Origin of the sequence: Novosphingobium hassiacum, assembly GCF_014196055.1 — a bacterium.
GTDB classification, from domain to species: domain Bacteria; phylum Pseudomonadota; class Alphaproteobacteria; order Sphingomonadales; family Sphingomonadaceae; genus Novosphingobium; species Novosphingobium hassiacum.
This window is the reverse complement of the sequence record NZ_JACICY010000004.1, coordinates 278,327-301,518: the sequence shown is the minus strand read 5'-3', so window position 1 is coordinate 301,518 and position 23,192 is coordinate 278,327. Positions and strand designations below refer to the sequence as shown.

At 60.6% G+C, this 23,192-nt stretch carries 22 protein-coding genes and 1 pseudogene; 10 read left to right on the top strand and 13 right to left on the bottom strand.

What is annotated here, in order from left to right:
* Nucleotides 1–73: 73 nt before the first annotated feature.
* Nucleotides 74–841 (top strand): SDR family NAD(P)-dependent oxidoreductase, encoded by a 768-nt coding sequence (locus tag GGQ88_RS10860; RefSeq protein ID WP_221214614.1) that lies wholly within the window; start codon nucleotides 74–76, stop codon nucleotides 839–841.
* 164 nt (nucleotides 842–1,005) lie between these two features.
* Here GGQ88_RS10860 and GGQ88_RS10855 read toward each other — a convergent pair whose 3' ends face one another.
* The gene (locus GGQ88_RS10855; protein WP_183613177.1) at nucleotides 1,006–2,037 is read right to left on the bottom strand and encodes an NADPH:quinone oxidoreductase family protein; all 1,032 of its coding nucleotides are present in this window, start codon (nucleotides 2,035–2,037) and stop codon (nucleotides 1,006–1,008) included.
* A gap of 205 nt (nucleotides 2,038–2,242) precedes the next feature.
* Here GGQ88_RS10855 and GGQ88_RS10850 point away from each other — a divergent pair, with 205 nt between their 5' ends.
* Both GGQ88_RS10850 and GGQ88_RS10845 read left to right on the top strand, forming a co-directional pair.
* Complete coding sequence (locus tag GGQ88_RS10850; RefSeq protein ID WP_183613176.1) at nucleotides 2,243–3,025, top strand: SDR family NAD(P)-dependent oxidoreductase; 783 nt, start codon at nucleotides 2,243–2,245, stop codon at nucleotides 3,023–3,025.
* Nucleotides 3,026–3,116: 91 nt separating this feature from the next.
* Entirely contained in the window at nucleotides 3,117–3,518 is a 402-nt protein-coding gene (locus GGQ88_RS10845; RefSeq protein WP_183613175.1) for a Zn-ribbon domain-containing OB-fold protein, read from the top strand.
* Nucleotides 3,519–3,530: 12 nt separating this feature from the next.
* Here the strand turns inward: GGQ88_RS10845 and GGQ88_RS10840 are convergent, their stop codons facing one another.
* Entirely contained in the window at nucleotides 3,531–3,977 is a 447-nt protein-coding gene (locus GGQ88_RS10840; protein ID WP_183613174.1) for a nuclear transport factor 2 family protein, read from the bottom strand.
* Nucleotides 3,978–4,079: 102 nt separating this feature from the next.
* Nucleotides 4,080–5,240, bottom strand: a complete 1,161-nt coding sequence (locus GGQ88_RS10835; RefSeq protein WP_183613173.1) for a sulfotransferase family protein — start codon at nucleotides 5,238–5,240, stop codon at nucleotides 4,080–4,082.
* Between the two features lie 227 nt (nucleotides 5,241–5,467).
* Here GGQ88_RS10835 and GGQ88_RS10830 point away from each other — a divergent pair, with 227 nt between their 5' ends.
* Nucleotides 5,468–6,412, top strand: coding sequence for an NAD-dependent epimerase/dehydratase family protein (locus tag GGQ88_RS10830; RefSeq protein WP_183613172.1), 945 nt, complete (start codon nucleotides 5,468–5,470; stop codon nucleotides 6,410–6,412).
* Nucleotides 6,413–6,576: 164 nt separating this feature from the next.
* Nucleotides 6,577–8,805: a molybdopterin-containing oxidoreductase family protein gene (locus tag GGQ88_RS10825; RefSeq protein WP_183613171.1), complete on the top strand. Its 2,229-nt coding sequence runs from the start codon at nucleotides 6,577–6,579 to the stop codon at nucleotides 8,803–8,805.
* A gap of 226 nt (nucleotides 8,806–9,031) precedes the next feature.
* On the opposite strand, the gene GGQ88_RS10820 is transcribed toward GGQ88_RS10825, so the two are convergent.
* On the bottom strand, nucleotides 9,032–10,324 hold the full coding sequence (locus GGQ88_RS10820) for an aromatic ring-hydroxylating oxygenase subunit alpha (protein WP_183613170.1): 1,293 nt from the start codon (nucleotides 10,322–10,324) through the stop codon (nucleotides 9,032–9,034).
* Between the two features lie 59 nt (nucleotides 10,325–10,383).
* On the opposite strand from GGQ88_RS10820, the pseudogene GGQ88_RS21805 reads away from it, so the two are divergent.
* Both GGQ88_RS21805 and GGQ88_RS21290 read left to right on the top strand, forming a co-directional pair.
* A pseudogene (locus tag GGQ88_RS21805) lies at nucleotides 10,384–10,650 on the top strand (TetR/AcrR family transcriptional regulator); the annotation flags it as partial.
* Nucleotides 10,651–10,773: 123 nt separating this feature from the next.
* Nucleotides 10,774–11,127: a hypothetical protein gene (locus tag GGQ88_RS21290; protein WP_246385829.1), complete on the top strand. Its 354-nt coding sequence runs from the start codon at nucleotides 10,774–10,776 to the stop codon at nucleotides 11,125–11,127.
* A 53-nt stretch (nucleotides 11,128–11,180) separates the two neighbouring features.
* On the opposite strand, the gene GGQ88_RS10810 is transcribed toward GGQ88_RS21290, so the two are convergent.
* The 3 genes from GGQ88_RS10810 to GGQ88_RS10800 form a co-directional block, all read right to left on the bottom strand.
* Complete coding sequence (locus GGQ88_RS10810) at nucleotides 11,181–11,828, bottom strand: nitroreductase (RefSeq protein ID WP_221214613.1); 648 nt, start codon at nucleotides 11,826–11,828, stop codon at nucleotides 11,181–11,183.
* Between the two features lie 61 nt (nucleotides 11,829–11,889).
* Entirely contained in the window at nucleotides 11,890–12,471 is a 582-nt protein-coding gene (locus GGQ88_RS10805) for a TetR family transcriptional regulator (protein ID WP_183613167.1), read from the bottom strand.
* 422 nt (nucleotides 12,472–12,893) lie between these two features.
* Nucleotides 12,894–13,151 (bottom strand): hypothetical protein, encoded by a 258-nt coding sequence (locus GGQ88_RS10800; RefSeq protein ID WP_183613166.1) that lies wholly within the window; start codon nucleotides 13,149–13,151, stop codon nucleotides 12,894–12,896.
* A 224-nt stretch (nucleotides 13,152–13,375) separates the two neighbouring features.
* Here GGQ88_RS10800 and GGQ88_RS10795 point away from each other — a divergent pair, with 224 nt between their 5' ends.
* The 3 genes from GGQ88_RS10795 to GGQ88_RS10785 are packed head-to-tail and all read left to right on the top strand — an operon-like array spanning nucleotide 13,376 to nucleotide 16,344.
* Nucleotides 13,376–14,374 (top strand): NAD(P)H-dependent flavin oxidoreductase, encoded by a 999-nt coding sequence (locus tag GGQ88_RS10795; RefSeq protein WP_183613231.1) that lies wholly within the window; start codon nucleotides 13,376–13,378, stop codon nucleotides 14,372–14,374.
* A gap of 2 nt (nucleotides 14,375–14,376) precedes the next feature.
* Nucleotides 14,377–15,153 (top strand): SDR family NAD(P)-dependent oxidoreductase, encoded by a 777-nt coding sequence (locus tag GGQ88_RS10790; protein WP_183613165.1) that lies wholly within the window; start codon nucleotides 14,377–14,379, stop codon nucleotides 15,151–15,153.
* Nucleotides 15,154–15,180: 27 nt separating this feature from the next.
* Complete coding sequence (locus GGQ88_RS10785) at nucleotides 15,181–16,344, top strand: acetyl-CoA C-acetyltransferase (protein ID WP_183613164.1); 1,164 nt, start codon at nucleotides 15,181–15,183, stop codon at nucleotides 16,342–16,344.
* Nucleotides 16,345–16,557: 213 nt separating this feature from the next.
* Here the strand turns inward: GGQ88_RS10785 and GGQ88_RS10780 are convergent, their stop codons facing one another.
* The 6 genes from GGQ88_RS10780 to GGQ88_RS10755 all read right to left on the bottom strand — a co-directional run bounded on the left by GGQ88_RS10780 (nucleotide 16,558) and on the right by GGQ88_RS10755 (nucleotide 23,186).
* The gene (locus GGQ88_RS10780; RefSeq protein WP_183613163.1) at nucleotides 16,558–17,187 is read right to left on the bottom strand and encodes a cysteine hydrolase family protein; all 630 of its coding nucleotides are present in this window, start codon (nucleotides 17,185–17,187) and stop codon (nucleotides 16,558–16,560) included.
* 24 nt (nucleotides 17,188–17,211) lie between these two features.
* Nucleotides 17,212–18,834 carry an AMP-binding protein gene (locus GGQ88_RS10775; RefSeq protein WP_183613162.1) on the bottom strand — a complete coding sequence of 541 codons (1,623 nt, stop codon included), beginning with the start codon at nucleotides 18,832–18,834 and terminating at the stop codon, nucleotides 17,212–17,214.
* A 328-nt stretch (nucleotides 18,835–19,162) separates the two neighbouring features.
* Nucleotides 19,163–19,936: an SDR family NAD(P)-dependent oxidoreductase gene (locus GGQ88_RS10770; protein ID WP_183613161.1), complete on the bottom strand. Its 774-nt coding sequence runs from the start codon at nucleotides 19,934–19,936 to the stop codon at nucleotides 19,163–19,165.
* Between the two features lies 1 nt (nucleotide 19,937).
* Nucleotides 19,938–20,828: a DUF2889 domain-containing protein gene (locus GGQ88_RS10765; protein ID WP_183613160.1), complete on the bottom strand. Its 891-nt coding sequence runs from the start codon at nucleotides 20,826–20,828 to the stop codon at nucleotides 19,938–19,940.
* 2 nt (nucleotides 20,829–20,830) lie between these two features.
* Nucleotides 20,831–21,640, bottom strand: coding sequence for an SDR family NAD(P)-dependent oxidoreductase (locus GGQ88_RS10760; RefSeq protein WP_183613159.1), 810 nt, complete (start codon nucleotides 21,638–21,640; stop codon nucleotides 20,831–20,833).
* A 31-nt stretch (nucleotides 21,641–21,671) separates the two neighbouring features.
* A complete protein-coding gene (locus GGQ88_RS10755; RefSeq protein ID WP_183613158.1) occupies nucleotides 21,672–23,186 on the bottom strand; it encodes an AMP-binding protein in 1,515 nt (504 codons plus the stop codon).
* Nucleotides 23,187–23,192 lie beyond the last annotated feature (6 nt).

Below are 23,192 nucleotides of genomic sequence, written 5' to 3'. Positions count from 1 at the left end.
GTCAGGCGCGTGCACGACTGCTGGCGTAGACCATGCGGGAGAACCCGTCGGGAAATGGATGGAGAGGACGACAATGATCGATGTGCTGAAGAATTTCCGACTGGACGGTAAGACCGCCCTCGTTGTGGGCGGAGGTCCCGGGATCGGGTCTTCGGTCGCGCGCGCCTATGCGCAAATCGGGGCAAATGTTGTGGTCAGCGCCCGCTCGGGCGATCGCATGGAGCAGTTGGCCAAGGAAATCAGGGAAGATGGCGGCAATGCCATCGGCGTGGCTTCGGATGCGGGGCGCAAGGAAGACCTTGAGGCACTCGTTGAGCAGGCGCGCAAAGAATACGGGCCGATTCATGTCCTCTTCTTCAACGCTTATGTCGGACCACTGCCGATTGACGCTGACCTCTTCTCGACGAGCGACGAGCATTTCGAGGCGGCTTTCAACCTTAATATGCTGACACCGTTTCGCCTCGCCAAGATGCTGGTGCCAGACATGAAGAAAGAGGGTTACGGCTCGATCATCAACTTGCTGACTTGTGCCGCTTTCACGCCCATCCTCCCGCAGATATCCTATGGTTCGACCAAGGCGGGCCTGCACATGCTGACTCGCTACCTTGCCAAGGCTGTCGGCCCCGATGTGCGCGCAAACTGCATCTGCCCGGGCTCGACATCAGCCGATGGCATCACTCGCCCGGCATTCGCCGAGCACGTCGCGAAGAATGCGATCGCCCGGACGGGGCATGCCGACGAGGCGATCGGCGCGGCAGTGCTGTTGGCATCCCCCGCGTCGACCTACACGACAGGCCAGTGCATTTTCGTGGAAGGCGGGCGGGTCAGCACGATCTCCTGACCGGAGATCGCCGCGTGTTCGCTAACGAACAATGACCAGTCGGTCATACCGCTCCGCGCTTGAATGACAGTGCGGAGCGGCAGCGCTGGCAAGGAATTTTCACCACGTCAGATTAGGGAACCTGAGCGGGCAGATTGCCGCTAAGGCACCCCGTCAAGCCTGCTTTAGCGGTTGGCGTGAACTACCACGCGGCCAATCGAGTGGCGGTCCCGCGCGGCCTCCATCGCAGCGACGAAATCACCAAGCGCGTAAGTGTGCCCGACAGGCGGTGCCAGTCGGCCCTCTTCGGCCAGCTGGTCGATGGCGGCCTCGTTCTTCGCGAACAGCGCCGGCTCCATGAGTGCGAACTGGCGGATGTCGACGCCCACCAGTGACGCACCCTTGAGCAGCGCCAGGTTGGTGGAGAGGCAGGGGATCTGACCACCTGCAAAGCCGATCACGAGATGACGTCCGCCCCAGGCGAGCGAGCGAAATGCAGGTTCGGTGGCAGCATCGCCGACCGGGTCGACAATCACGTCCACTCCTTTCCCGCCGGTGGCTTGCTTGACTCGTGCGCGCCAGTCGGCGGAGAGGGAATCGATCGCGTAATCAGCTCCGCCCTGCAGTGCGAAAGTGCGTTTCGCGTCGCTCGAGGCGGAAGCGATAACCGTGGCACCCAAGGCCTTGCCGACTTGCAACGCGGCATATCCGATCGCTCCCGATGCCCCCAAGACCAGCAGCGTCTCACCTGCCTGCAGCCGTCCTCGTTGCACCAGCGCATGGTAAGCGGTCCCATAGCTGACCCTGAAGATAGCTGCCTCGTCAAAACTGAGCCTATCTGGGATATTGCGTGCCGCCGCCATAGGTGCGTTTGCCACCTGACAAAGTCCAAGATTGAAGCCTACCAAGGTTACACGCTCGCCCAAGCGTGACGGCGGCACATTCGCACCAACGGCGGTAATAATGCCCGACGCTTCGCTACCCGGCACGAAAGGCAAGGCTGGCTTTATCTGATAGCCGCCGACCGCCACGAGCACATCAACAAAGCTGATCCCGCAGCTGTGAACATCGACGCGGACTTGTTCCGGGCCGGGTGCCCCAGGATCGTGCGCTTCCAGCTGGAACGAGGCTGGCTTTCCAAATTCGCGCACGAGCACGGCTTGCGGTAGAGACGTTCTCCGTTTCAAATTGTCGGCATCGGCTTCTGGTTCGCTCATCAATACCTCCTGAGCAACCACAGTTTGATCGCCCGATCTCGAAGGCCCACGTTTCAAACTGCGGCATTACCGAAGAATCGTCTGCAACCGGGGCCGTGGAGCACCGGAAACGCGACTCGCCAGAAGTCTGGCGTCTCCACAGGTTGCTTACAAGTATTACTTGGTGATATAGGATGGCGCGATTGAACGGCAAGGAACAGAAACAATGGATTTTCAAGGAACGGCAGCGGTGATCACGGGCGGAGCCTCGGGGCTGGGTGAGGCAACCGCCCGCGCGCTGGCCGCTCAGGGCACAAAGGTCGCGCTGTTCGACCTCAACGCCGAAAAGGGCGAGGCGCTGGCCAAGGAACTTGGCGGCATCTTCTGCAAGGTCAATGTTACTTCGGAAGCCGATGTCGATGCAGGCTTTGCAAAGGCTCGTGCCGCACACGGGCAAGAGCGAATTCTCGTCAATTGTGCCGGCACCGGCAATGCGGTGAAAACGGCCAGCCGTGATCGCAAGACCGGCGAAATCCGCCATTATCCGCTCAAGGACTTCGAGTTGATCATCCAGATCAACCTGATTGGCACCTTCCGCTGCATCGCCAAATCCGCTGCCGGCATGTTGGCAGCTGATCCGCTGGCTTCCGGCGAACGAGGGGTGATCATCAATACCGCAAGCGTCGCTGCCGAAGATGGCCAGGCCGGACAGGCAGCCTATTCTGCCTCCAAGGGGGGCGTAGTCGGTATGACCCTCCCCATCGCCCGCGACCTTTCAAAGGAAGGCGTCCGTGTGAACACGATCCTTCCCGGAGTGTTCGAGACCCCGCTGATGCTGGGCGCACCGGACCACGTGAAGGATTCGCTGGCGGCCTCGGTGCCTTTCCCCAAGCGCCTTGGCGTGCCGGCCGAATACGCGAGCCTCGCACTTGAAATGATCCGCAACTCATACTTCAACGGAGAAGACGTGCGGCTCGACGGTGGCATCCGCATGGGCTTCCCAAGCTGATCGGCTGAACATCGGATCGAAGGATGCACCGGCCTTGTCCCTGCGACGGGTCGGTGTCATCCCAGTTTGCCTTTGAAAGGCGGGAGAACGCATGCGCCTGCTACCATTACTCACCCCCGAGAACGCACCGTTCTGGACTGGCGGCGCGCAGGGAAAACTGCTGATTACCTGTTGCAGCGATTGCAGCGCAGCAATCCACCCCCCGGCGCTGATCTGCCCGACGTGTCTGTCCCGCAATGTCGTTCCACGGGCGGCAGGCGGCACGGGTATGATTTACAGCTACACGATCAACCACCAACCGTGGCTTCCCGACATGGTCGTGCCTTTTGCGTTGGCGATTGTCGACGTTGACGGAATGCCAGGGGTCCGCATCACGTGCGAAGTGATCGATGCCCCGCTCGACGAGGTCAAGATAGGTAGCAGGGTAAGCTTCACGTTCCTGCCTGTCGAGGACGTCTGGGTGCCGCAGGTTCGGCTAAGCGGCGCCGCCTGACCACGGCGTAACTCAAGCCGGCGCTATGCCGCGCACATGGAGTGGCGGGAACAATGATCCCTCAGCCTGCCAGTCGATCCGCACCTCTCGGTGGCTGATCAGCCACTCTTCTCCGATCTTCACGAACCGATCCTGATACACGCCGTGATGGTCCAGCCCGATATTGGTCAGCACCTGAAAATAGGTTCGTCCCTTCGCCGTTTCCCCGAGTAGCTCGATCCGGCTCGTTGTCAGATGGTGCCGCGTGACGAGCAGGCGGGGATGCGGCGGGCTCCGGCTCAAGCGTCGGGCAATTTCTTCGCGGCCTTGGCTCGTCTCGGCGTTGAAGTGCAGAATGCCATCCGGCGTGAAGACTGCGGCCAGTTCCTCTGTCTGCCCGCGGTCACCCGCGATGGTGTAGCGGGCCATGAGATGGCGAATTGCCTCGCGTTCGGCATTCGCGCCAGCGTGTTCATTCATGCTGTGGCCCATGTGGCCGCGAACGGGAGGGTGGCAGCATTACTACCATAATCCAGGCGGGGCGTGGACGTCGCACCAGGCCGCCAAAGATCGCTTTGCAGGTCAAGCAGACGCCCTGATCCCCGAAGCGGCATAACGGCCTTCGGCCAGCCCGAAGCGGCTGATGTAGCGCTGGAACTTGCTGCGGACGCCCTCGCCGGTGAGTCCGAAGTCCGCGATATCGTAGGAATAGTCTCCGGCATGGCCACGCGGGGTCGCCGTCAGCCTCTGGTCAAGTAGGCGGAGATAATCTTCGGTCAACGGAAGTCCGGTGCGTTGGTAGATGGACTTGACTGTCTCGATGGTGTTCGCGCCAAGATCGGCCTGATAGACGTCGAAGATATCGGTGTCACCGAGTGCATCGCGTGCCTCCATGCCACGCTCGACGCCGATAGCCATGAGATCGCAGAGGTGACTGCCCAACTCATGGCGATCGACATGATCCGTATCGGCTTTTCGAAATGTGGTCAGCAGATCACACACAGACGGGATCGTCGCAACGGGATCACGATGACTCCACAGGATGATCGAGTCCGGGAACACGGTCCGAATGTCGCGCAGAGCAAACATGTCGAGTGGGTATTTGAGATTCCAGCGATCGGGAGGGCAGCGCCATTGCAGCAACTTGAGTATCTTGGCGAGGTACTCATAGCTTGGCAGCAGATCCTGCTTGAGAAGCCATTCGGCGTAGCTTGGTGTCCTGAACAGAGTGCACCACACGAAAGACCGGAAGGTGTAACCGACTAGGCTGCCGTGCTCGGTCGAATCGGCAGGGCCGACCGGCAGTCGGGCTTGAAGGCCGGGATGGGCGCGTTCCTGCGCCTCGCACAGCAATCTCTGGCGCTCGTAACGCGGATCTTCGTTGCCAAGCGCCGCGTCGGGCGGCGGGGTCAGATCCTGAACTTCCCAGTTGCGTGGTGACCGCGCTAGAGGATCCTCCGAGAGGAAGTGCGCCAGCGCCGTAGTTCCCGAGCGGGGCAGGCCCATCAGGAACACCGGACGGCGGATGTCCTGTTCGAGAATTTCCGGATGCCGCGTAAACCAGTCCTGAAGTTTCAAGCGCTCTTTCAGCGCGTGAAGGATGCGGCCGCTCGCCTTTTCAGTCCCGAATGTATTGAGCCGGGCCTCTTCGCGTATCGATTTGCACAGCACCTCCAGCCCGTCTTCGAACGGTCCCGGACCGAAATCGACCAAGCCTGTTTCATCTCTTGCCGCCTGAATCATGGTCTTGGGGTCAAAAGTCATAATCGTCCCGTCAAATCCCTGTTCGTATGTACCGGTGTGCCCAGCATGCGTAGTTGACTTACCAGTCAAATTGCATATGGATTGCACATTGGCAATGCAGATTTTGGTCGAGGTGGCGCCGCCGTCTTCCTGAGGATCGCCAATGTGGCCTGTGCGGCCATCCCGAGGCGACATCCTCATATCAGCAAAGCGGGTGAGAAACGCGAATGATTTCGGGCTCAAAGATTCTGGTGACGGGCGTGACGGGTACGGTGGCTTTGCCCATCGCGATGCGGCTGGCGCAGGCCAACGAAGTGTGGGGAGCAGCGCGTTTCGCCACCGACGCAAGCAGGCACGCCATTGCTCAGTTCGGCATTCGGCCTCACGCGATCGATCTGGCCGCCAGCGACCTCAACGATCTGCCCAGCGACTTCGACTACGTGCTCCACTTTGCCTGGATGCGTGCCCCGTTGCGCCAGCTTGACGAAGCCATCAAGGTCAATGTCGAGGGTGCCGGGCTTGTCCTGCAGCATTGCCGGAACGCCAAGGCTGCCCTCGTCGTGTCGTCAACGGGAATCTATACCGGCAATCCCGATCCGTGGCATGTATACACGGAAAGTGACCCGATCGGTAATGGCACTACGGCCTACACTGCCACCAGCCCCACATGTAAGGTCGGTTTGGAAGCAGTGGCCCGTTTTTGCGCTCGCATGTTCAATCTGCCCGTCACGATTGCCCGATTAAATACGGTTTGCGGCCTGGACGGCACCTATTTTGAGATCATGGCCAAGTTCGCCGTACAGGGCCGACCAATTCCCTTTACGGTTGTGTCCGACCCCAATCCCCATAGCCCGATTCATACGCTCGACATGCAGGACCAGGTCGAAGCTCTGCTTGGCTCGGCTGGTGTTCCGGCGCTGATCACCAACTGGTGCGGTGATGAAGTGATTTCCACGCAGGCCGTGGTTGCGGATATCGCCGCCTTGAGCGGCCATCCAGCCAGCATCGACGTCAGGCCACACCTCGGGGCGGCGGCTGGTAACATCGGCGATAGCAACACACGCCGCTCGATCACGGGACCTTGCAAGATTGCCTTCGAGCCCGCGTTCGCGGCGCTGTTTCGCGAGCATGAAACGGTTTGGACGAGAGACGGTGTCCTGGCAGGCGGATAGGCCAAGGCTGATGGTCTGTCACCACATTGCAACGTCGGTGGCGGTCGTTGGCAAGGTGGGATCAGGTATGATCGGTTCAGCGGACAAGACTACGAACGCGCGTCCAGCAGCACACGAGGCACGCTTCAAGTGACCAGTGACGCAGCGGCCTTTGGGAGAGAAATATGAGCAGCCTCGCCACGACCAAGAAATCGATTTGCCGGACCTGCGGCATGGGCTGCCCGGTGGTCATCAAGTTCGAAGACGGGTCTCCGGTTTCGATCAAGGGCGACAAGGACGACGATGTCTTCAAGGGATTCTTCTGTTCGAAGGGACAGCAAGGCTTTGACCAGGTAAATTCGGTCCATCGCCTGTTGCATCCCGTGAAGCGGGGGCCTGACGGAAGCTTTGCGCAGATTTCGAGCGAAACTGCGCTTGATGAAATCGCGGAGAAACTTGCCGTAATCCTCTCGGAGAGCGGTCCCCGGTCAATTGCTTGCTACATGGGGCAGGGCGGGACCCCGGAATTCAGCAGTTACATTTTCGGCGAGGCTTTTCTCGAGGCGATCGGTTCGCCGGACTGGTACACGGCGATGAACATCGACCAACCAGGCAAGGCGATGGCCTGGGCCATGTTGGGTTCGTGGGCAGCCGGTCCTCTGGGGGCAGAGACCGCAGACGTCCGCCTGATCGTAGGACAGAACCCAATAGTTACCTTTGGTGCCGAGGTGGGGCCGCCTCATAAATTGAACAAGGCGCTTACGGGCGGCCTCAAGATGATCGTCATCGACCCTCGCCGATCAGAAACCGCAAAGCGCGCCGAAATCCACATGCAGCCCCGGCCCGGCGAAGATTCTTCGATCCTGGCGGCCATAATCAACGTGATCTTGTCGGAACAGCTGCATGACAAGATCTTCTGCGAGGAAAATGTTCAGGGGGTTGAGGAGCTCGCTGCCGCCGTGGCACCGTTCGCGCCGGAGATGGCCGCCGCGCGCGCTGACATTCCCGCTGATCAGATTCGGGACGCCGCACGTCTTTTTGCTGGCTCGGAACGCGGCGTCGCGGTGGGCGCCACTGGCGCGAACATGTCGGGCCACTCTTCGCTCAACGAATACCTGCTGCTGATTCTGAATACCCTGTGCGGTCGCTATCCCCGCGAAGGCGACAAGGTGCGGGTGCCCGGGGTTCTACTGCCGCCGGCGCAGGCAAAGGCCCAGCCGCGCCCGCCACGGCCTTACCGCAATCTCGGGCATCCGATGGCCGTTCGCGGCCTGGAGATGTCAGCCACGGGCATGCCCACCGCAGCACTGCCCGATCAGATCCTGCACGGCCCGATCCGCGCGCTGATCTCGATCGGGGGCAATCCCGCGACTGCCTTCCCTGACCAGGTCAAGACCGTGCAGGCGCTGGAAAAGCTGGACCTTTTCGTGCAACTCGACATCCGCATGTCCAACTCGTCGAAGGTAGCCGACTACGTCATCCCCTCACGCGTGGGCATGGAGTTGGAAAACTGTTCCTACTGGCGCGAGCTCATGGGCGTTTACTATCCTGATTTCGCCGGAAACGTACCGGGAATGTACACCCCCCCGGTATTGCCGCCGCCGGAGAATGCCGACGTCAAATCTGGGTGGGAGGTGTTTTACGGCATCGCGCAGCGGATGGGCCTGCAGTTCACCGTTCCACCGCGAGTGGCGGAAAGCGGGCTGGAGCGGGGCCCCACCGCCGAGGTTCTTCTCGACATGCAGAACAAGCCGAGCAACCTCGAACTCCTCGCTCAACTGACAGCCAACGCAAACGTTCCGTTGGCCCGCGTGCTCGAGGCACAGGGCGACCCCGTGCTGCCCGACCTCATCCTTGTCGGCCCGCGAGATCCCGATTGCACGGCACGGCTCGATGTCGGGAATGCCGATATGCTCGTCGAACTGGCAGAGGTGGCCCAAGAGGACCTCTGGAGCGATCCGGACTTTCCGTATCGACTGACTTGCCGCCGCAATTTCAAGATCTTCAATTCGTCCGGGCGCGACCTCCCGGCGTTCCTCAAGGGCCGGCAGCATTACAATCCCGCGTTCATGCATCCCGATGACATGGCCGAGCTTGGCGTGGAAGCGGGAAACATGGTGGAAATCCGGTCGTACTACGGCGCCATTCCCGGCATCGTCGAACCCGATGAAACACTGCGCCGGGGGCTGGTCTCGATGTTTCATGGTTACGGCGCATTGCCGGGTGAGGGGCAAAATGTGCGGGAGGTTGGGAGTTGCGTAAACCTGCTGGTTAGCGCGGAGGATCGGTGCGAGCCGGTGTCGGGCATGCCGCTGATGAGCGCGATCCCGTTGCAGGTACGCCGATGGGCAGGCAGTGAAGCTGTAACGGTAAGCCGCGATGGACAGCTTGAGGTGCTCACTCCCGCCGGATGACAGCGGTTCGGCGTGGGTGGCTTGCCGATCGACCTTGCCAAGGCGAGGCAGCCCGATGCGCCATTTTTTCGGCAATGCGCCAAGCGTCGGTCAGGCGTTCGCCACATCGCTCTCCAAGCGCTGCAGAAACCCGTCAAGAAACGACCGCCCGTGCCGTAAGGCAGGGCGGTCGCGATGTTTCCTGCACGTAACCCGCGCCTTAAGGCGCGGCGCTACCTTGCCTCGTTTACTTGTGGGTCGATGTGCTGATCTCTGGGCGTGGCGCGTTCGCGTCGCCATCAAGGAACCAGTTAAGCGACTTGTGGAAATGTTGGAGGCCGACTTCGTTGCGCCCGAACATGAGGGGGAACGATGCGTCGCCGTTTGCTACCTGTTGGACCAGAGCATTGATGTAATAGTCTTCGTCCACGATGATCCGGACAAGTGCCTGACGGTTAAGCTCCAACTGGGCAGCCTCGTCTTCCGTCTCAGGCGCCTTGGGCGTGATGTGATGGAAGATTGTCGTGTGTTCACCTGGCGTCGCTCCCGGAATCATGGTCATGATCTGGATGACGTCGAAACCGGTCGGCACGGCGACGTTCGGGAACAGGTTGTAGATCGCACGGAAGTTGTTGAGTTCGCGAGTCCAGTAATCCTTAGGATCGACCGAGCGCATATCTTCAAGCGCCTGCCCCGTTGCGGTTACGAAACGCATGTGAGGGCCAAAGCTCTGGAACGCCTGTGCAGGGGGGCGTCCACCACTTGCGATCTGGTTCAGGGTCGTCTTGTGGAGCACCGGTACGTGATAGGTCTCAAGGAACCCTTCGACGCCGAACTTCCAATTGGCGGCCTTGACGTCCATAGTCCCGAGATAATGCCAGTCCTCGTACCCGTAGCGGGCGATCTCGTCGAGCATTCCTTCGTAAAATGCGTCAACGTCCAGCTCGAGCCCGGGGGTCAGAATGGCGAATATGAGGCCGGCCTTCTCGGTGCACGGCAGTTCAACGAGCCCCTTGCTCGACTTGTCGACGTCCCCGAACTGGTCTGAACTGTTCACGGCGATCAAACCACCGTCGTTGCCGAAGGTCCAAGCATGGTAGGGGCACGTGAATCTTGCCGCCTTGCCGCAGGGCTGGTTTGTCAAAGGCGCGCCACGGTGTGTACACGCGTTGAGGAAGGTGTGCAAAACACCAGCCTTGTCGCGCGTGATCAGCAAGGGCAGGCCAAGCATGTTCAACGTCTTGAACGACCCCGGCTCACGCATTTCGGCGCTGACACCGATGACGAGCGGAATGCGCTTGAACAGCGCAACCTCGGCCCGGTGGCGTTCTTCATTGCCATAGACGTCGACCACGTCGAGGTTCATGATCTCGGGCGCCATGTGCGTGGTGCGCTTGTCATGGTGCTCGATAAGCTCTTGAGCAAGCCGGTTGATGCCCTCGTTCGGAGTGTCAAGCGGGCCGATCTTTTCGACTGCGACGTAGCCGGTGCCTTCAAAATCTTCTTGTTGGCTCGCTACTGTAAAAGTTGCTTCTTCCATGTCAGATGTCCTCTCTCAGGAGCGCGCGGCGTTAAGATGACCGTGGCGTTGACAGTTTGATGTTGTTCAAATTGCACACAGGTGTCAACCATATATTGCACAGAGGTGTGCAATCAGGAGAATTCATGAGTTCGTTAGCCAGATCGGAACCGTTGCAGTCCAGGCCCCGCACGCCGACTCGATTGCGGAAGACTCGCAGTGACCTCCTGCGCGCTGCACTGGTAATTCTGACGCAAGATGGAGAACATGCCGTCACGATGGTCGCAGTTGCCAAGCAGGCCAAATGTTCGCGGCGGACAGTCTATCATCACTTCCGGGATCGTGCCGACCTTCTGCATTGCCTCCACGAAAGTGTCGCAGTCCAGCTAGAAGATTCAGCTAGCGCGAGGCGGATACCCGAGGATCCTTTTGCCTTTCCGGTGGAGATTGCACGCACCGTACCCGAAATCATGCGTGCAGAGACACACAACCTGATTCGCGATGGACGGCATCATCCGCACCTGGCCGCGCTTGAGGCGTCGCTTGTGGAAAACGAGCGGTTGGCTCGCTCGCTGTTGCAGCCAGGCGTCGACACTGCGGTTGCTGCCACGCTGTTCATGACAGCCGCGCGGATCGGCGCGGACATATTCATGTCCAGCGTCGGGGACGACGATGGTGCACGCCGTCAGGCAGCTGGCCGTTTCACCGAAACACTGCGCCATTTGCTGCTGCACGGAATGCTTGATGCCGAGAAGTACCAGCGCTTCGCCGAAAATCTGGCAGCACGGCAGGACGACGCGGACAGTCAGGACGAGACGCCGTGATCGCTATGCGATTGGGAGCATGGTCTGCACATGTCGAGGTGGCCCAGGGCTTGTCAGCAATGGAAGTGCGTGGTCGATTCCACTGGTAATCTGCTGGTCCGTGCTGAATTGGCTGGATGGGTCGTATCTTCGTACCCAAAAGCAATGCCGAAGAGCAGCTTCATATTCACATCCACGCCAAGCTGGTCGTGAACGATGTCGGCGTAATGGCTTAGCGCGCCTTGCGCACATGATGCGACGCCATGAGCGGTCATCGCTAGCATCAACGACTGAGCATAAAGACCACAGTCCGCAGCCTCGCGCATACCGCACCACCCGGGCATGAACAAAAAGGCTGCGTGCGGTGCGTCGAAGAAGCGGTAGTTGCGCAAGAACGAAGCGAAACGTGCGTCCGTATCGTCGCGGGCGACTCCTGTGGCGGCGAAGAGCGCCTTTGCAGCGTCAATCTGGCGGCTTCGGTATTCGCCTTCGTAGGCCATCGTCAGCGGCACATCGGGAGTCGGTGCAGCGCCGGCTCGAGCGCGTTCGACCAGTTGGTCGCCCAGTCTTTGCGCGGCGTTGCCCGATACGACATGGACGAGCCAAGGTTGTACATTGCAGTTGCTTGGCGCCAACTGAGCCATCGAGAAGATGGTTCTCAAAGTTTCTTCAGGGACAGGATTTGGCCGGAACCCGCGAACGGAGCGGCGCTCCTTCAGCAACTGGTCCAGCAAATCGGTTTTGGCTGACACGGCAACGCGCTCCTCTTGGAGTGATGTACAATTAAGGTGCGGCTCGTCCGGCAGTCATCGCCGAGGCGATGAGGAATGCGGCCGAGCGGACCATTTCATCAGGCGGGAACTCGGCATAGACGTGGGCGATTGCCGCCAGACGTTCGAGCATTGCAACAAGCACCCCGGCCGTAGCAGCGGCCTGCACGCCGAAGGGAAGGCCGTATTCACCGTCCCCCAGCTGCTGCGCGAGGGCGTCAAGCAGAGGACGGGCAGACTGTTCACGCGCGACAGCAAAACGCGTATCGCCCTCTTCGGCGGCCAGGTTGCGCACACGGAAAAGTGTACGGTGACCGTCCCAGTAACGGATGTAGGCCTTGACCAATGCTTCTGACCTGGCGAACGCATCTTTTGCCGCCCAAGGTCCCGCTGCCAGCGACAGGATTTCATCGGGAATTTTGCCAACTTCTTGCAGTGCAGCCAGCACGACATCTATGACGTCGTCAAAATACACGTAAAAACTAGCGGTAGAGATCTCCGCTGCTCGAGCGATCTCAGCCACGCGCAGTTCACGCAACCGCCGGGTCTCCAGCAGGCTGAGCGTAACCTCCACGATGCGCGCACGCGTTCGCATGCCCTTGGCACCCATAGTCTGACCGTGCTGATTAAGCGGTGCATGAGTCCGGAGCTTCGGCCTTGTCGAAACTGATGTCGAACTCTCGGTAATCATATCCAACCCTTGCGTTGCGTGCCTGACTCGGACGACCGGGGCCAGGATAGCGACGCGTACACTGCTTTTCCAACGCCGGGTGCGAAAGATTAGCCGCAGTGGAACCGGCCAATCCAGCCACGCCGTATGCTCGCAGTCGCCAAGCAGCAAACGCCGCCTTCTGGTTACCCGCTGCGGAAGCTTGAGATAAAACAAAGACCGGGTGGTTGGGAACTCCGGATGAAGCTGGCTGTGACGGCACGCTGGATTCGCGAAAAGCTGCTCGGGCGAACTTTTGCGCCATGCCGGCTCCCCCGCGTGATCGGCGATGGGAGCCGCAGGCGGTCTTACTTGAGCTTGGCAACTTCGGTTCGGGTCAAGCTGGTCACCGGCTTGCCATCGACGACAGTGATCGTGTCGGCGGGGATGGTCACGAAGCGAGAACCGAGGATGATCCGGACACCTTCGGTTGTCACGCGATCGACCGTGCCGAGGAGCGCCTTGTTGGCGTCACGAATGACTTGGCCCTGACGGACACTGGGCGCGTCGGCGAGGGCGGGAGCAGCAGCACACAAAAATGCAGCTGCAATCAGAAACTTGCGCATTGAACCACCTTACTTCGGATTTGATACAAACGGTCTCAGGGCGCGCATGCAAACACGCCAGTGAGGCTATTGCGACTGCACACTATTGACTGATGTGTCAAGAAAATGCCGGACGAAACAGGTTATTCGGCGAATTCGGCTTGCACCTTGCGTTATGGCTCGCCAAACACCAAAACGTTCGGCTACATAGATTACTAGGTGTTACAGTTGTAAAGGATAGAGGCATGAGGACGCGGTTTACCGAACTTTGCGGAATCGAGTATCCAATCGTTCAGGGCGGCATGCAATGGGTGGGCCGCGCAGAACTTGCTTCGGCTGTCTCCAACGCGGGCGGCCTCGGAATCCTGACAGCTCTCACTCAGCCTACGCCAGAGGCGCTACGTCAGGAGATCGAGCGCTGCCGTGACATGACTGACAAGCCGTTTGGCGTGAATCTGACGATCCTTCCTTCGATGAATCCGCCGCCTTACGCCGAATACCGCCGAGCCATAATCGAATCCGGGGTCACTGTGGTCGAGACGGCTGGGCACAAGCCGCAAGAGCATGTCGCGGATTTCAAGGCCAATGGTGTCAAGGTTGTCCACAAGTGCACCGCGGTCCGCCACGCGGTTTCTGCCGAGCGCATGGGTGTCGATGCGATCTCGATTGATGGGTTCGAGTGCGCTGGACACCCCGGTGAAGACGACATACCCGGCTTGATCCTCATTCCTGCGGCCGTCGACAAGCTCACGATTCCGGTGATAGCGAGCGGCGGTTTCGGCGATGGCCGCGGTCTGGTTGCGGCTCTTGCGCTTGGCGCAGAGGGCATCAACATGGGAACGCGGTTCTGTGCTGTGCGAGAAGCTCCGATACACGAGAACGTAAAGCAGCTGATCGTAAACAACGACGAGCGCGCCACGAATCTGATCTTCCGAAAATTCCACAACACGGCCCGCGTGGCCAAGACCAGTGTATCAGACCAGGTCGTCGAGATATCTGCGCGTGAAGGATCCGAGTTCAAGGACATAGCCCATCTGGTGCCGGGTGCCAGAGGTCGGCTCGCCCTCGAGTCTGGCAATCTTGACGAAGGTTTGATCTGGGCAGGCATGGTGCAGGGGCTGATCCATGACATCCCGACCTGCAAGGAACTGATCGATCGCATCATGGGAGAGGCTAACGCCATCATTCAGGAGCGCCTTTCCCGGTTCGCTGCGCTCTCCGCGCACCAACCTCTGGAAGCCTGATCATGGCTGTCGCTCCCATCTTCGACCTGTCTGGCCGCACCGCTCTTGTAACTGTTGCGTCTTCGGGCATTGGCGCTCGCTTCGCGCGCATTCTCGCTGCGTCGGGCGCCAACGTTGTGGTCGCCGCGCGCCGCGCCGATCGCCTTGCTGCGCTCTGTTCCGAGATCGAGTCCGCCGGCGGCCGAGCGATCGCAGTATCGCTCGACGTCGCCGACGAAGCCTCGACCATTGCTGCATATGACGCTGCGGAAAAGGCCTTCGGGACGGTTGACACCATCATCGCCAACGCCGGTGTGAACAGCGAAGGGCTGGTAACCGACATTCCAGCTGACGAATTCGATCAGACGGTTGCTGTCAACCTGCGCGGAGTTTTCCTGACCGTGCGCGAGGGTGCTAGACGCCTCATCGCTGCGGGATCCGCACAAAAGGAAAACGGCAGAGTTATCATCACTGCTTCGATCACTGCAGATGTCGTCTCGCCAGGTCTTGGAGTCTACAGCGCCACGAAAGCGGGGGTGATCCAGTTCGGCAAGGTTATGGCGCGCGAGTGGGTCCGCAAGGGCATCAATGTCAACATGATCTGCCCGGGCTATATCAAGACCGAACTTACAGCAGACTGGTTCGAGTCAGAGGGCGGCGCTCAGCAGGTGGCCGCATTCAACCGCCGCCGCCTGATGCAGGAAAGCGATCTCGATGTGCCGCTTCTGTTTCTGTCGTCCGATGCTGCGCGCGGCGTAACCGGTACGACCATGACCATCGACGACGGGCAATCCTTTTAAATCCTTAGTGTTAAGTGGAGATCACACATGAGCGAAGCATATATTGTCGAAGCTGTCCGAACAGCTGGCGGCCGCCGCAATGGGCGGTTGCTGGGCGTTCACCCCAATGATCTCGGTGGGCTGGTGCTGACCGCGATCGCCGAGCGCAGCGAGATCGATCCCGCCGTGATCGAGGATGTGATCATGGGCTGCGTCGGCCAGGCCGGCGAGCAGTCCATGCATATCGGGCGCAATGCCGTCCTCGCCTCTTCGCTGCCGCAGAGCGTCCCGGCCGTGACCATCGACCGACAGTGCGGCTCGTCGCAGCAGGCCGTGCAGTTCGCCGCCCAAGCGGTTATGTCAGGCACCCAGGACGTGGTGATCGCCGCTGGGGTGGAGAGCATGAGCCGCGTACCCATGGGCACTGCCATGATTCCCGGCAGCGGCGCAGAGCCATGGAGCAAGAAGGTGCTCGACCGCTTCGGCGTGGCCGCCTTCACCCAGTTCGCAGGTGCTGAGGCAATCGCCAATAAGTGGGGCTTCAACAGGGAGCAGCTCGACGCATTTTCGCTCGAGAGCCATCGCCGCGCCATGGCCGCCATCGAATCGGGAGCATTCAAGGATGAAATCGTCCCCGTTCGCATTACTCTGGCCGATGGTAGCACTGCCTTGCACGATCAGGACGAGGGCGTCCGTTTTGACGCCAGCATGGAAGGGCTGGGGAACCTCAAAACCCTGATCGAAGGCGGGATGATCACCGCCGGCAATGCGAGCCAGATCTGCGATGGTTCGTCGGCTATGCTCGTCGTGTCCGAAAAGGCCCTCAAGGAACATAACCTCACGCCGATCGCGCGGATCGTCAATCTTACAGTGACTGGTGGCGATCCGGTAATCATGCTCGAAGAGCCGCTCTTTGCAACTGACCGGGCGCTAAAGCGCGCTGGCATGACCATCAACGATATCGATCTCTACGAGGTAAACGAGGCCTTTGCTTCGGTGCCGCTCGCCTGGCTCAAGCATGTTGGTGGCGACCCGGCGAAACTCAATGTCAACGGCGGCGCCATCGCACTGGGCCACCCACTCGGCGCGTCGGGCACGAAGCTCATGACCACGCTTGTGCATGCGCTGAAGGCACGGGGAAAGAAGTACGGGCTCCAGACCATGTGCGAGGGCGGGGGCATCGCGAACGTGACAATCCTGGAAGCGTTGTAAGTAACGGCAAAGGGGGAGCGGCGCAGAACGCCGTCTCCCCTTTGCGGCGCAGGAAGGCGCTACAGGTCAATACTCGCAGGGAATCGGCCTGAACCGCAATCTTGATACGTCAGGCGCAAATCTGCTGTTGCTCACCGTGCCGGGATCACCCCGCCACGGCCAACCGGCGCGTCGCTGGTTTGCTGGACAGCTTGGTCTATTGGTGCGCTTTGCTCACGCCGCCCAACTCTGTTTCGCAACGTAGTCCGCTACGATCTCGCCCGGAGCGATGGTGGCCAATAGTGGCAGGTGCATCGAAACCTGCATCTGGTGGGTTTCGGCCGTGCCCCCTGCCGTGCAGTCTTCCGCCAGCACAACGCTATAACCCAAGGCAATTGCCTCGGTTGAGGCTCCGGGCAGCGCGATGTTGGTCGAGACACCGCATAGAACGATAGTCTGGACACCTTCGCCGCGCAGGATTGCATCGAGTTCGGTGCCGGTAAATGGGGCCATGCCATGCGACCGCTCCATGACGATATCGCCCGGCATGATCGGTAGATCATCATGGGTGAGCGCCTCGACCCGCCCGGCCATGACCTTGCCACCCTTTTTGAGCTGACTTGCCAGGACGCAGTTTACCGGAAATCCCTTGAAGTCGGCGCGGGGAACGATGTTGCAGAAGATGACTGGTGCGCCGGCTGCGCGGAACGCATCGGCCAGCGCGGCAATGCGTGCCACGATACCGCGCACTTCAACCTGTTCGACCAGCGGGCTGAACGTATATCTGGCATTGGTGATGCCGTTCTGAACCTCCGAGATGAGCAGCGCCGGCCGCTGTCCCTTGTCGAGCCCGTTGAGCCTCATCGTCATCTCCTTCACCAATCCACCCTAACGGCGCGCAATTTCGAACTTTTCCTTCTCACGGTCCCATGTCGTGGGCGTGCAGCCATCGTCGCGCAGCTGATATTTGAGGATCTTGCCGGTTGGATTGCGAGGCATGTCCTTGTCCCGGCGAAACTCAATGTAGCGCGGCACAGCGAAGAACGGCACCTTATCGAGGCACCAGGTGCACAAATCCTCGGCAGTGAGTTGAGAGCCATCGCGCAGAACTGCCGTGACCTTCACGTCGTCTTCACCCATAGGTGAAAAAACCGCGTGCACGGCTACGTCCATGATGTCGGGGTGGTTCTGGAAGGTCGCCTCCATCTCGAAACTCGAAATATTCTCGCCTCGGCGGCGGAGGTAATCCTTCTTTCGATCAAGGAAATAGAATTCGCCGTTCTCGCCGAACATGCCGATGTCTCCTGTATGGAGCCACAAGTTGTTCATGATCTTGAGCGTTTCGGCCGGGCGGTTCCAGTAGCCACTGAACATCACATTTGGCCGCTTGGGCCGGCAGACGATCTCCCCACGTTCGCCAACCGGCAGCGGGTCGTCGTTCTCGTCGACGATCTCGACGTCGAATTCCTCGGCACGGGGGCCGGAGGAGTTGAAGTCGAGCCGTGTCTCGAGGGGCCCGTAGACCATCATTGCCGCTTCGGTGAAGCCGTAGCCCGGCGCCCCCATGACGCTGGTACCAAAGCGCGTGCGCCACTTCTCCTGCAAGTCTTTCGGGAACGGCGCGGCGCACACCACGCGGACCTGCCCGAAGCAGCGCTGTGATGCCTCGTTGTCCGGGGCCTCGGCGATAAGCGGGTGCATCGAGCCGAGCAGGCTCAGTACGGTCGCGCCGGAGCGCTCTACGTCGTACCAGAAGTTCGACAGCGAAAAGCGGGTGTAGAAAGCCGCGCGAGCCCGGGCGATGGCAACCGACAACACAGTGCCTGCGGTCGCGTTCATGTGGAACAGAGGTAGCGCCGACCACATCACATCGGTCGAGCGGATCCCCAGGGCAGTAAGGACCTGCCGCGCAAGGTTACACGCGTAGCCATGGCTGATCATGCAGCCCTTGGACGGACCGGTGGTGCCCGACGTGTAGATCAGCATGGCCAGGTCGCTTGGCTTGTTCTGCACCATCATCGACCGGTCATCGCCGTCGATCTTCATCGTTTCCAGAAGATGAATCCCAAGGGACGTGTGGGATTTCAGCAATTCGTCGCCGCGATGGAGAAGGGTGCTCAGATTCGGCAACTGGTCGGCGAGATCGAGGACACGGTCTGCATAATCGTGTTCGGTCACGATCACGTTCGCGCCAGCATCTGCAATCTGGTGACGGAGGAACTCGCCCTTGTAGGCGGTGTTCACCGGCACAGAGATCGCGCCGAGCTTGTTGACGGCAAACCAACAGAGCACGGCATCGACGTTATTGTCCAGGATCGAGGCTACGGTGTCGCCCGGCTTGACGCCAAGAGTTGCGAGTCCACGGGCCAGTGCATCACTGAGCCGGTCGATGTCGGCATAGCTGTACAGGTCGCCCTTGAAGTCCAGATATGGCTTGTCGCCCATCTCGGCAGCCGCCTGCGCGAAAAGGCCGGTGATTGTTTCGTCACGTCCGGCTTCCCACTCACCCATCGCAATTCTCCATTTTTCGGCCTACACCTAGCGCAGGGATCGCTTGCTCGCAACCATTCTGTATATAAAGTTTTACTAGGTATGGTCGATGATGCTTGAGCGAGACCGCGGCCCCGACAGGGGCGTGACAACCGCTACTCAGGGGTTGACAGGGCTTGCTAATCGGCACGGCCTGGAACTTGAACGACGCTTCTGCGAGCTGCCTCGCCATGGAATCGCGCTCGCTTGATCGGCAAAACGCAATCACCGGCCAGCGGATCATCATCCGCTGGCCGGTGTCATGGACATGGTTCACAGCAATCGCTGATCTGCGGTGAGGCAAACGACCTCAGTCGAATAGCGTGCCAGCTTTGCCCAGGAGCGAACCGCCATCAATTGTCAGGACGTGGCCAGTGACATATCTGGCCTCGTCGGAGGCAAGGTAGAGGAAGCCGTGGGCCTGTTCGATTGGCTCGGCTGCGCGACCGACGGGTATTCCGGCGGCCATCGAAGCGCGCTGTTCGGGTGTGGAATGGGTCATGATGTGGTGACCCAAGGTCATCCCGGGGGCGACCGCATTGACCGTGATCCCCCGCCGCGCGAGTTCGAGGCCCGCTCCGCGAACAAACCCGTTGATCGCCGATTTTACGGCCGAATAATGCGAAAGGCCAGCGTAGGCTTGCGACAGTCCAGCGGTCGATGAAGTCAGGAGGACGCGGCCACCCTTGCTCTTCTCGAGGTAGGGCAGGGCATCCCGGGTGAGCCAGAAGCAGGCGTAGACACCGGATTTGAAGGTCGCGTCGAGTTCGTCCTCCGAAAGCTGGTCAATCGCGCCATGAGACACGTGGGCAGCGTTGTGCACCACGATGTCGACTGTCCCGAAGGTATCGACCGCATGCTTGACCAGATTGCGGCAGTCCTCGCGATTGCCGACATCGGTTCTGATGCGAGTGGCGTGGCCACCATTGGCCACGATGCCATCGACGACCTCCTGCGAGGGTCCGTCGGAAAGCGCGCCGATCACCACTTTCGCGCCTTCGCTGGCAAAAAGCTCGGCGATTGCGCGACCAATTCCGCGTCCACCGCCGGTTACAATTGCGACCCGTCCATCAAGCTTGCCCATTTTACTCTCCATTCGGTCTGCTTCTCGCTTCGGCGCGCGAGTTGGTTGATGATGCTGGTACGGACGTAGACCGCTGGTCTTGCCCGGGATTGATAACGGGAGGGGCCTGAAGATTGGCAAGCATACCTTCGCGGCCTTGCTCGAAGTTGCGGCTCGATCCCTTGCTGCGCACGACTTTCGTAAGGTCGGGCAGTCCGTAAGTATGGCACATGCCGCCCATCATTGCTCCATCTGGCTTATCGAGGGCATCGAGGTCCATCGTGCGCCCGGCGGCTACCATGATGGCGCGCCGCAGGACGAACGCCTGTTCAGCGGCTTCGATGGGGAGGGCATCGGTCCATTCGCGGAACCCGCGGTTCAGCGATTGCCCGCCGAAGGGTTCAGGACCGATCACAAGCGGTTCTTCGACATCCCACTCCATCACGACCTCGCCGTCGCGCCACAGGGTGCATCTTGCCAGATCGAATTCGAAGTTGCGGCCTTCGATCCGCTTCAAGCGGCGGTCTGGTACGACAACCTCGTAGCTGCGGTGTTCGCGACCGTGCCAGGCATGCGCAAGTGCCAGCCCGGCCAGATCGAACATGTGGGTGCATTGCTGGCGCATGTTGAGCAGCGTTCCAACCGCAGAAGCGCGCTCGATCAGCGGCTTGCCGATGAGCGTGCGGAGCGGCAACGCTGCGCCGGGGCACGTGCTCCACGGCGCACGGAGCGTTGTCGCGGTAACGTCTGTCACAACTGCGCCATCGTGCGAAACTGTGACGCCGAAGTGGTGAAAATCATCCTCGATCCAGGCAGCGACGGTGCCAACGTTGTTGCGCTGTAGGTCGATCAGGCGGCGCAGCGCTCCCCCCGGTCGCGGATAGTCCCGCCGCATGAGCGGTGTGGACCGCACCGTCACGTCATCGTACCGATCACGCCGCCATCGACATGGATATTGGCGCCGTTGACGAAACCGGCCCAGGGACTTGCGAGATAAGCGATCATCGAAGCGATTTCTTCAACCCGTCCAACCCGCCCAACCGGAATCTTCAGCATTGTCTCGGCAGCGGTCTTCTCGATCGTTTCCCAATCTGCCGGCCAGCCCTTGCGCAGGCCTGTCCGCTCCAGATAGTCGCGAAGCTGGCTGGTAAGTACCGCGCCGGGGCTGATTGCATTGACCGTGACGCCGCAACCGCGCAGCCATTTCGACGTAGACACCGCGAGGTTGACCATGGCCGCCTTGGCCATCCCGTAGTCGGGCTGGTGTCCCATTGGCTGGGTCGCTGCAGCACTCGCCACCAGGATGATCCGCCCGTAGCCTTGCTCGCGCATGGCCGGGGCCAAGCGGTTGATAAGCTGCGCCGAGTACCCCGCATTGAGCTGGAAACTCGCACGGTAGTCATCCGCAGTCGTGTCGGCATAACCAGGTTCGGCACGGGCCCGCCCGCCCGCATTACAGACGAGAATGTCGACGGCGCCAAGCGCGCTGCTGGCGGCCTTTGCCACAGCCTCGACGTCGGCTTCGATTCCGACATCTCCTGTCACCGGATGAGCAACACCACCGTCCGCAACGATGCTGGCGACAACCGCCGCCACCTTTTCAGCACTTCGCCCGTGGACGGCAACAGTCGCACCCTCCGCTGCCAGAAAACGGGCGGTGCTCGCACCGATGCCGTCACTGGCACCGGTGACAAGGGCGCGGCGGCCACTCAGCTGCAGATCCATGACGCGTCCTTTCTCAATGGCTACATGGCGTTCAGGCGGTCACGACTTCACTGAACATCTTGCGCAGTTCCGGCAGCGACGGCTTGAGCGATGGCGTGCGAGGTACGTCATCGACGAAGCGGAACGCCACTGGTACCTGGTAGGGCAGCAGGTTCGCCTTGGCATGAGCGGTCATCTCTTCGGCGCTGGGTTGCTGTGCTCCGGCGCGCAACATGATCGCGGCCACAGGCACCTCGCCGAGGCGCTTGTCCGGAATACCGACAACCACCGCTTCGCGCACGGCAGCGTGCTTTTCAAGAGCTGCAACTACGTCGTCGGGATGGATCTTGAACCCGCCGCGATTGATCGCGTTGTCGGATCTGCCATGTACGAAGAGGAAACCGTCTTCGTCGATTGTCACCCTATCGGTGGTGCGATGCCACTCGTCATTTCCCATCTGGGGCGCGCGAAGTTCCAGCACACCCTCCTGGCCCAAAGGCAAGATTTCGCCGGTCTCAGGGTTGATCGCGCGCGCATCCACATCGGCATGGAGCCTGCCTGCACTGCCGCGCTTCTGAGCCCAGAGCGTGCGGAAATCGCGCAGAGTCCATCCCGCGATCGAGCCTGCAAATTCTGTAGCGCCATAAGTCTGTAGGATTGGTAGATCGTAGCGGCGAAGAAACTCGTCGGCGATCTCCGGGTCCAGCGGTGCCGTGCCAGTGCGGATCGCCTTCAGGCTCGAAAGATCCTCGGGCGGAATATCTGCCTCAAGGATCATGCGCAGTCCTGTGGGAACCACTGCAGTAACACGCGGCCGGTGGCGCACGATGGCCTTGTGCCAGTCCGTCACCCGAAACTTTTCCTGCAGGCAGCCTTTTCGCCCGGCGATCAGCGCGGTGAGCGCGGTGTAAACGCCACCGATGTGGGTCAATGGGGCATTCAGTAAAACCGTGTCGGGACGCAGCTTGGCGGCCTCACCGGGCACACGATCCCGCTCGTAGAACAGCGCTCCGGAAAAGCTCTTGTCGAACGACCGCCGGGTCAAAGGAATCCGTTTCGGGGTTCCTGTCGTGCCGCTGGTCAGCATTTCCACCGCCACGCCCGGTTCGGTAGCGCGGATCGAACCGCCAGTGGGCTTTTCGCGCCCGGCTGCAAACTGAATTGCGCCAAGATTAGCGGGAACTGCAATGACGGCCGAACCTGCGGCAGCGATGGCTCCAGCGATCTCTGGCACATCCAGATCCGCCGGCTCTCCGAGAAGCACAGGAAGATCAAGGCCAGCAATGTCTCGGAGCAGCTTGTCCTTTGGCAGAAGCGGATTCAGAGTGACCAGGCACCTTTCGGTTGCCAGAACCGCCAGGATCGCGGCGAGGTGGCCCGGACGGTTGCGGATGAGCACGCCGACCCGGCCGTCCTTGCCCACACCAGCCTGCGTCAGCAGCGCGTCGATTGTTTCGATCCCGCGCGCCAGATCGCCCCAGCTGTACCATATCTCGTCATGCTCCAGCGCATTGGCGGTCGGATCGACGGCCAGCACTGCCTTGAGCTCGCTTGCAAGGTCTTGCACCCGTTT

Coding starts and splice junctions, on each gene's coding strand:
- GGQ88_RS10830 (WP_183613172.1), top strand. CDS start 5,468: ATGATTTCGGGCTCAAAGATTCTGGTGACGGGCGTGACGGGTACGGTG.
- GGQ88_RS10860 (WP_221214614.1), top strand. CDS start 74: ATGATCGATGTGCTGAAGAATTTCCGACTGGACGGTAAGACCGCCCTC.
- GGQ88_RS10800 (WP_183613166.1), bottom strand. CDS start 13,151: ATGCGCAAGTTTCTGATTGCAGCTGCATTTTTGTGTGCTGCTGCTCCC.
- GGQ88_RS10825 (WP_183613171.1), top strand. CDS start 6,577: ATGAGCAGCCTCGCCACGACCAAGAAATCGATTTGCCGGACCTGCGGC.
- GGQ88_RS21290 (WP_246385829.1), top strand. CDS start 10,774: ATGCGTGCAGAGACACACAACCTGATTCGCGATGGACGGCATCATCCG.
- GGQ88_RS10835 (WP_183613173.1), bottom strand. CDS start 5,240: ATGATTCAGGCGGCAAGAGATGAAACAGGCTTGGTCGATTTCGGTCCG.
- GGQ88_RS10850 (WP_183613176.1), top strand. CDS start 2,243: ATGGATTTTCAAGGAACGGCAGCGGTGATCACGGGCGGAGCCTCGGGG.
- GGQ88_RS10790 (WP_183613165.1), top strand. CDS start 14,377: ATGGCTGTCGCTCCCATCTTCGACCTGTCTGGCCGCACCGCTCTTGTA.
- GGQ88_RS10775 (WP_183613162.1), bottom strand. CDS start 18,834: ATGGGTGAGTGGGAAGCCGGACGTGACGAAACAATCACCGGCCTTTTC.
- GGQ88_RS10855 (WP_183613177.1), bottom strand. CDS start 2,037: ATGAGCGAACCAGAAGCCGATGCCGACAATTTGAAACGGAGAACGTCT.
- GGQ88_RS10760 (WP_183613159.1), bottom strand. CDS start 21,640: ATGGATCTGCAGCTGAGTGGCCGCCGCGCCCTTGTCACCGGTGCCAGT.
- GGQ88_RS10780 (WP_183613163.1), bottom strand. CDS start 17,187: ATGAGGCTCAACGGGCTCGACAAGGGACAGCGGCCGGCGCTGCTCATC.
- GGQ88_RS10785 (WP_183613164.1), top strand. CDS start 15,181: ATGAGCGAAGCATATATTGTCGAAGCTGTCCGAACAGCTGGCGGCCGC.
- GGQ88_RS10795 (WP_183613231.1), top strand. CDS start 13,376: ATGAGGACGCGGTTTACCGAACTTTGCGGAATCGAGTATCCAATCGTT.
- GGQ88_RS10845 (WP_183613175.1), top strand. CDS start 3,117: ATGCGCCTGCTACCATTACTCACCCCCGAGAACGCACCGTTCTGGACT.
- GGQ88_RS10820 (WP_183613170.1), bottom strand. CDS start 10,324: ATGGAAGAAGCAACTTTTACAGTAGCGAGCCAACAAGAAGATTTTGAA.
- GGQ88_RS10770 (WP_183613161.1), bottom strand. CDS start 19,936: ATGGGCAAGCTTGATGGACGGGTCGCAATTGTAACCGGCGGTGGACGC.
- GGQ88_RS10840 (WP_183613174.1), bottom strand. CDS start 3,977: ATGAATGAACACGCTGGCGCGAATGCCGAACGCGAGGCAATTCGCCAT.
- GGQ88_RS10805 (WP_183613167.1), bottom strand. CDS start 12,471: ATGCGAACGCGTGCGCGCATCGTGGAGGTTACGCTCAGCCTGCTGGAG.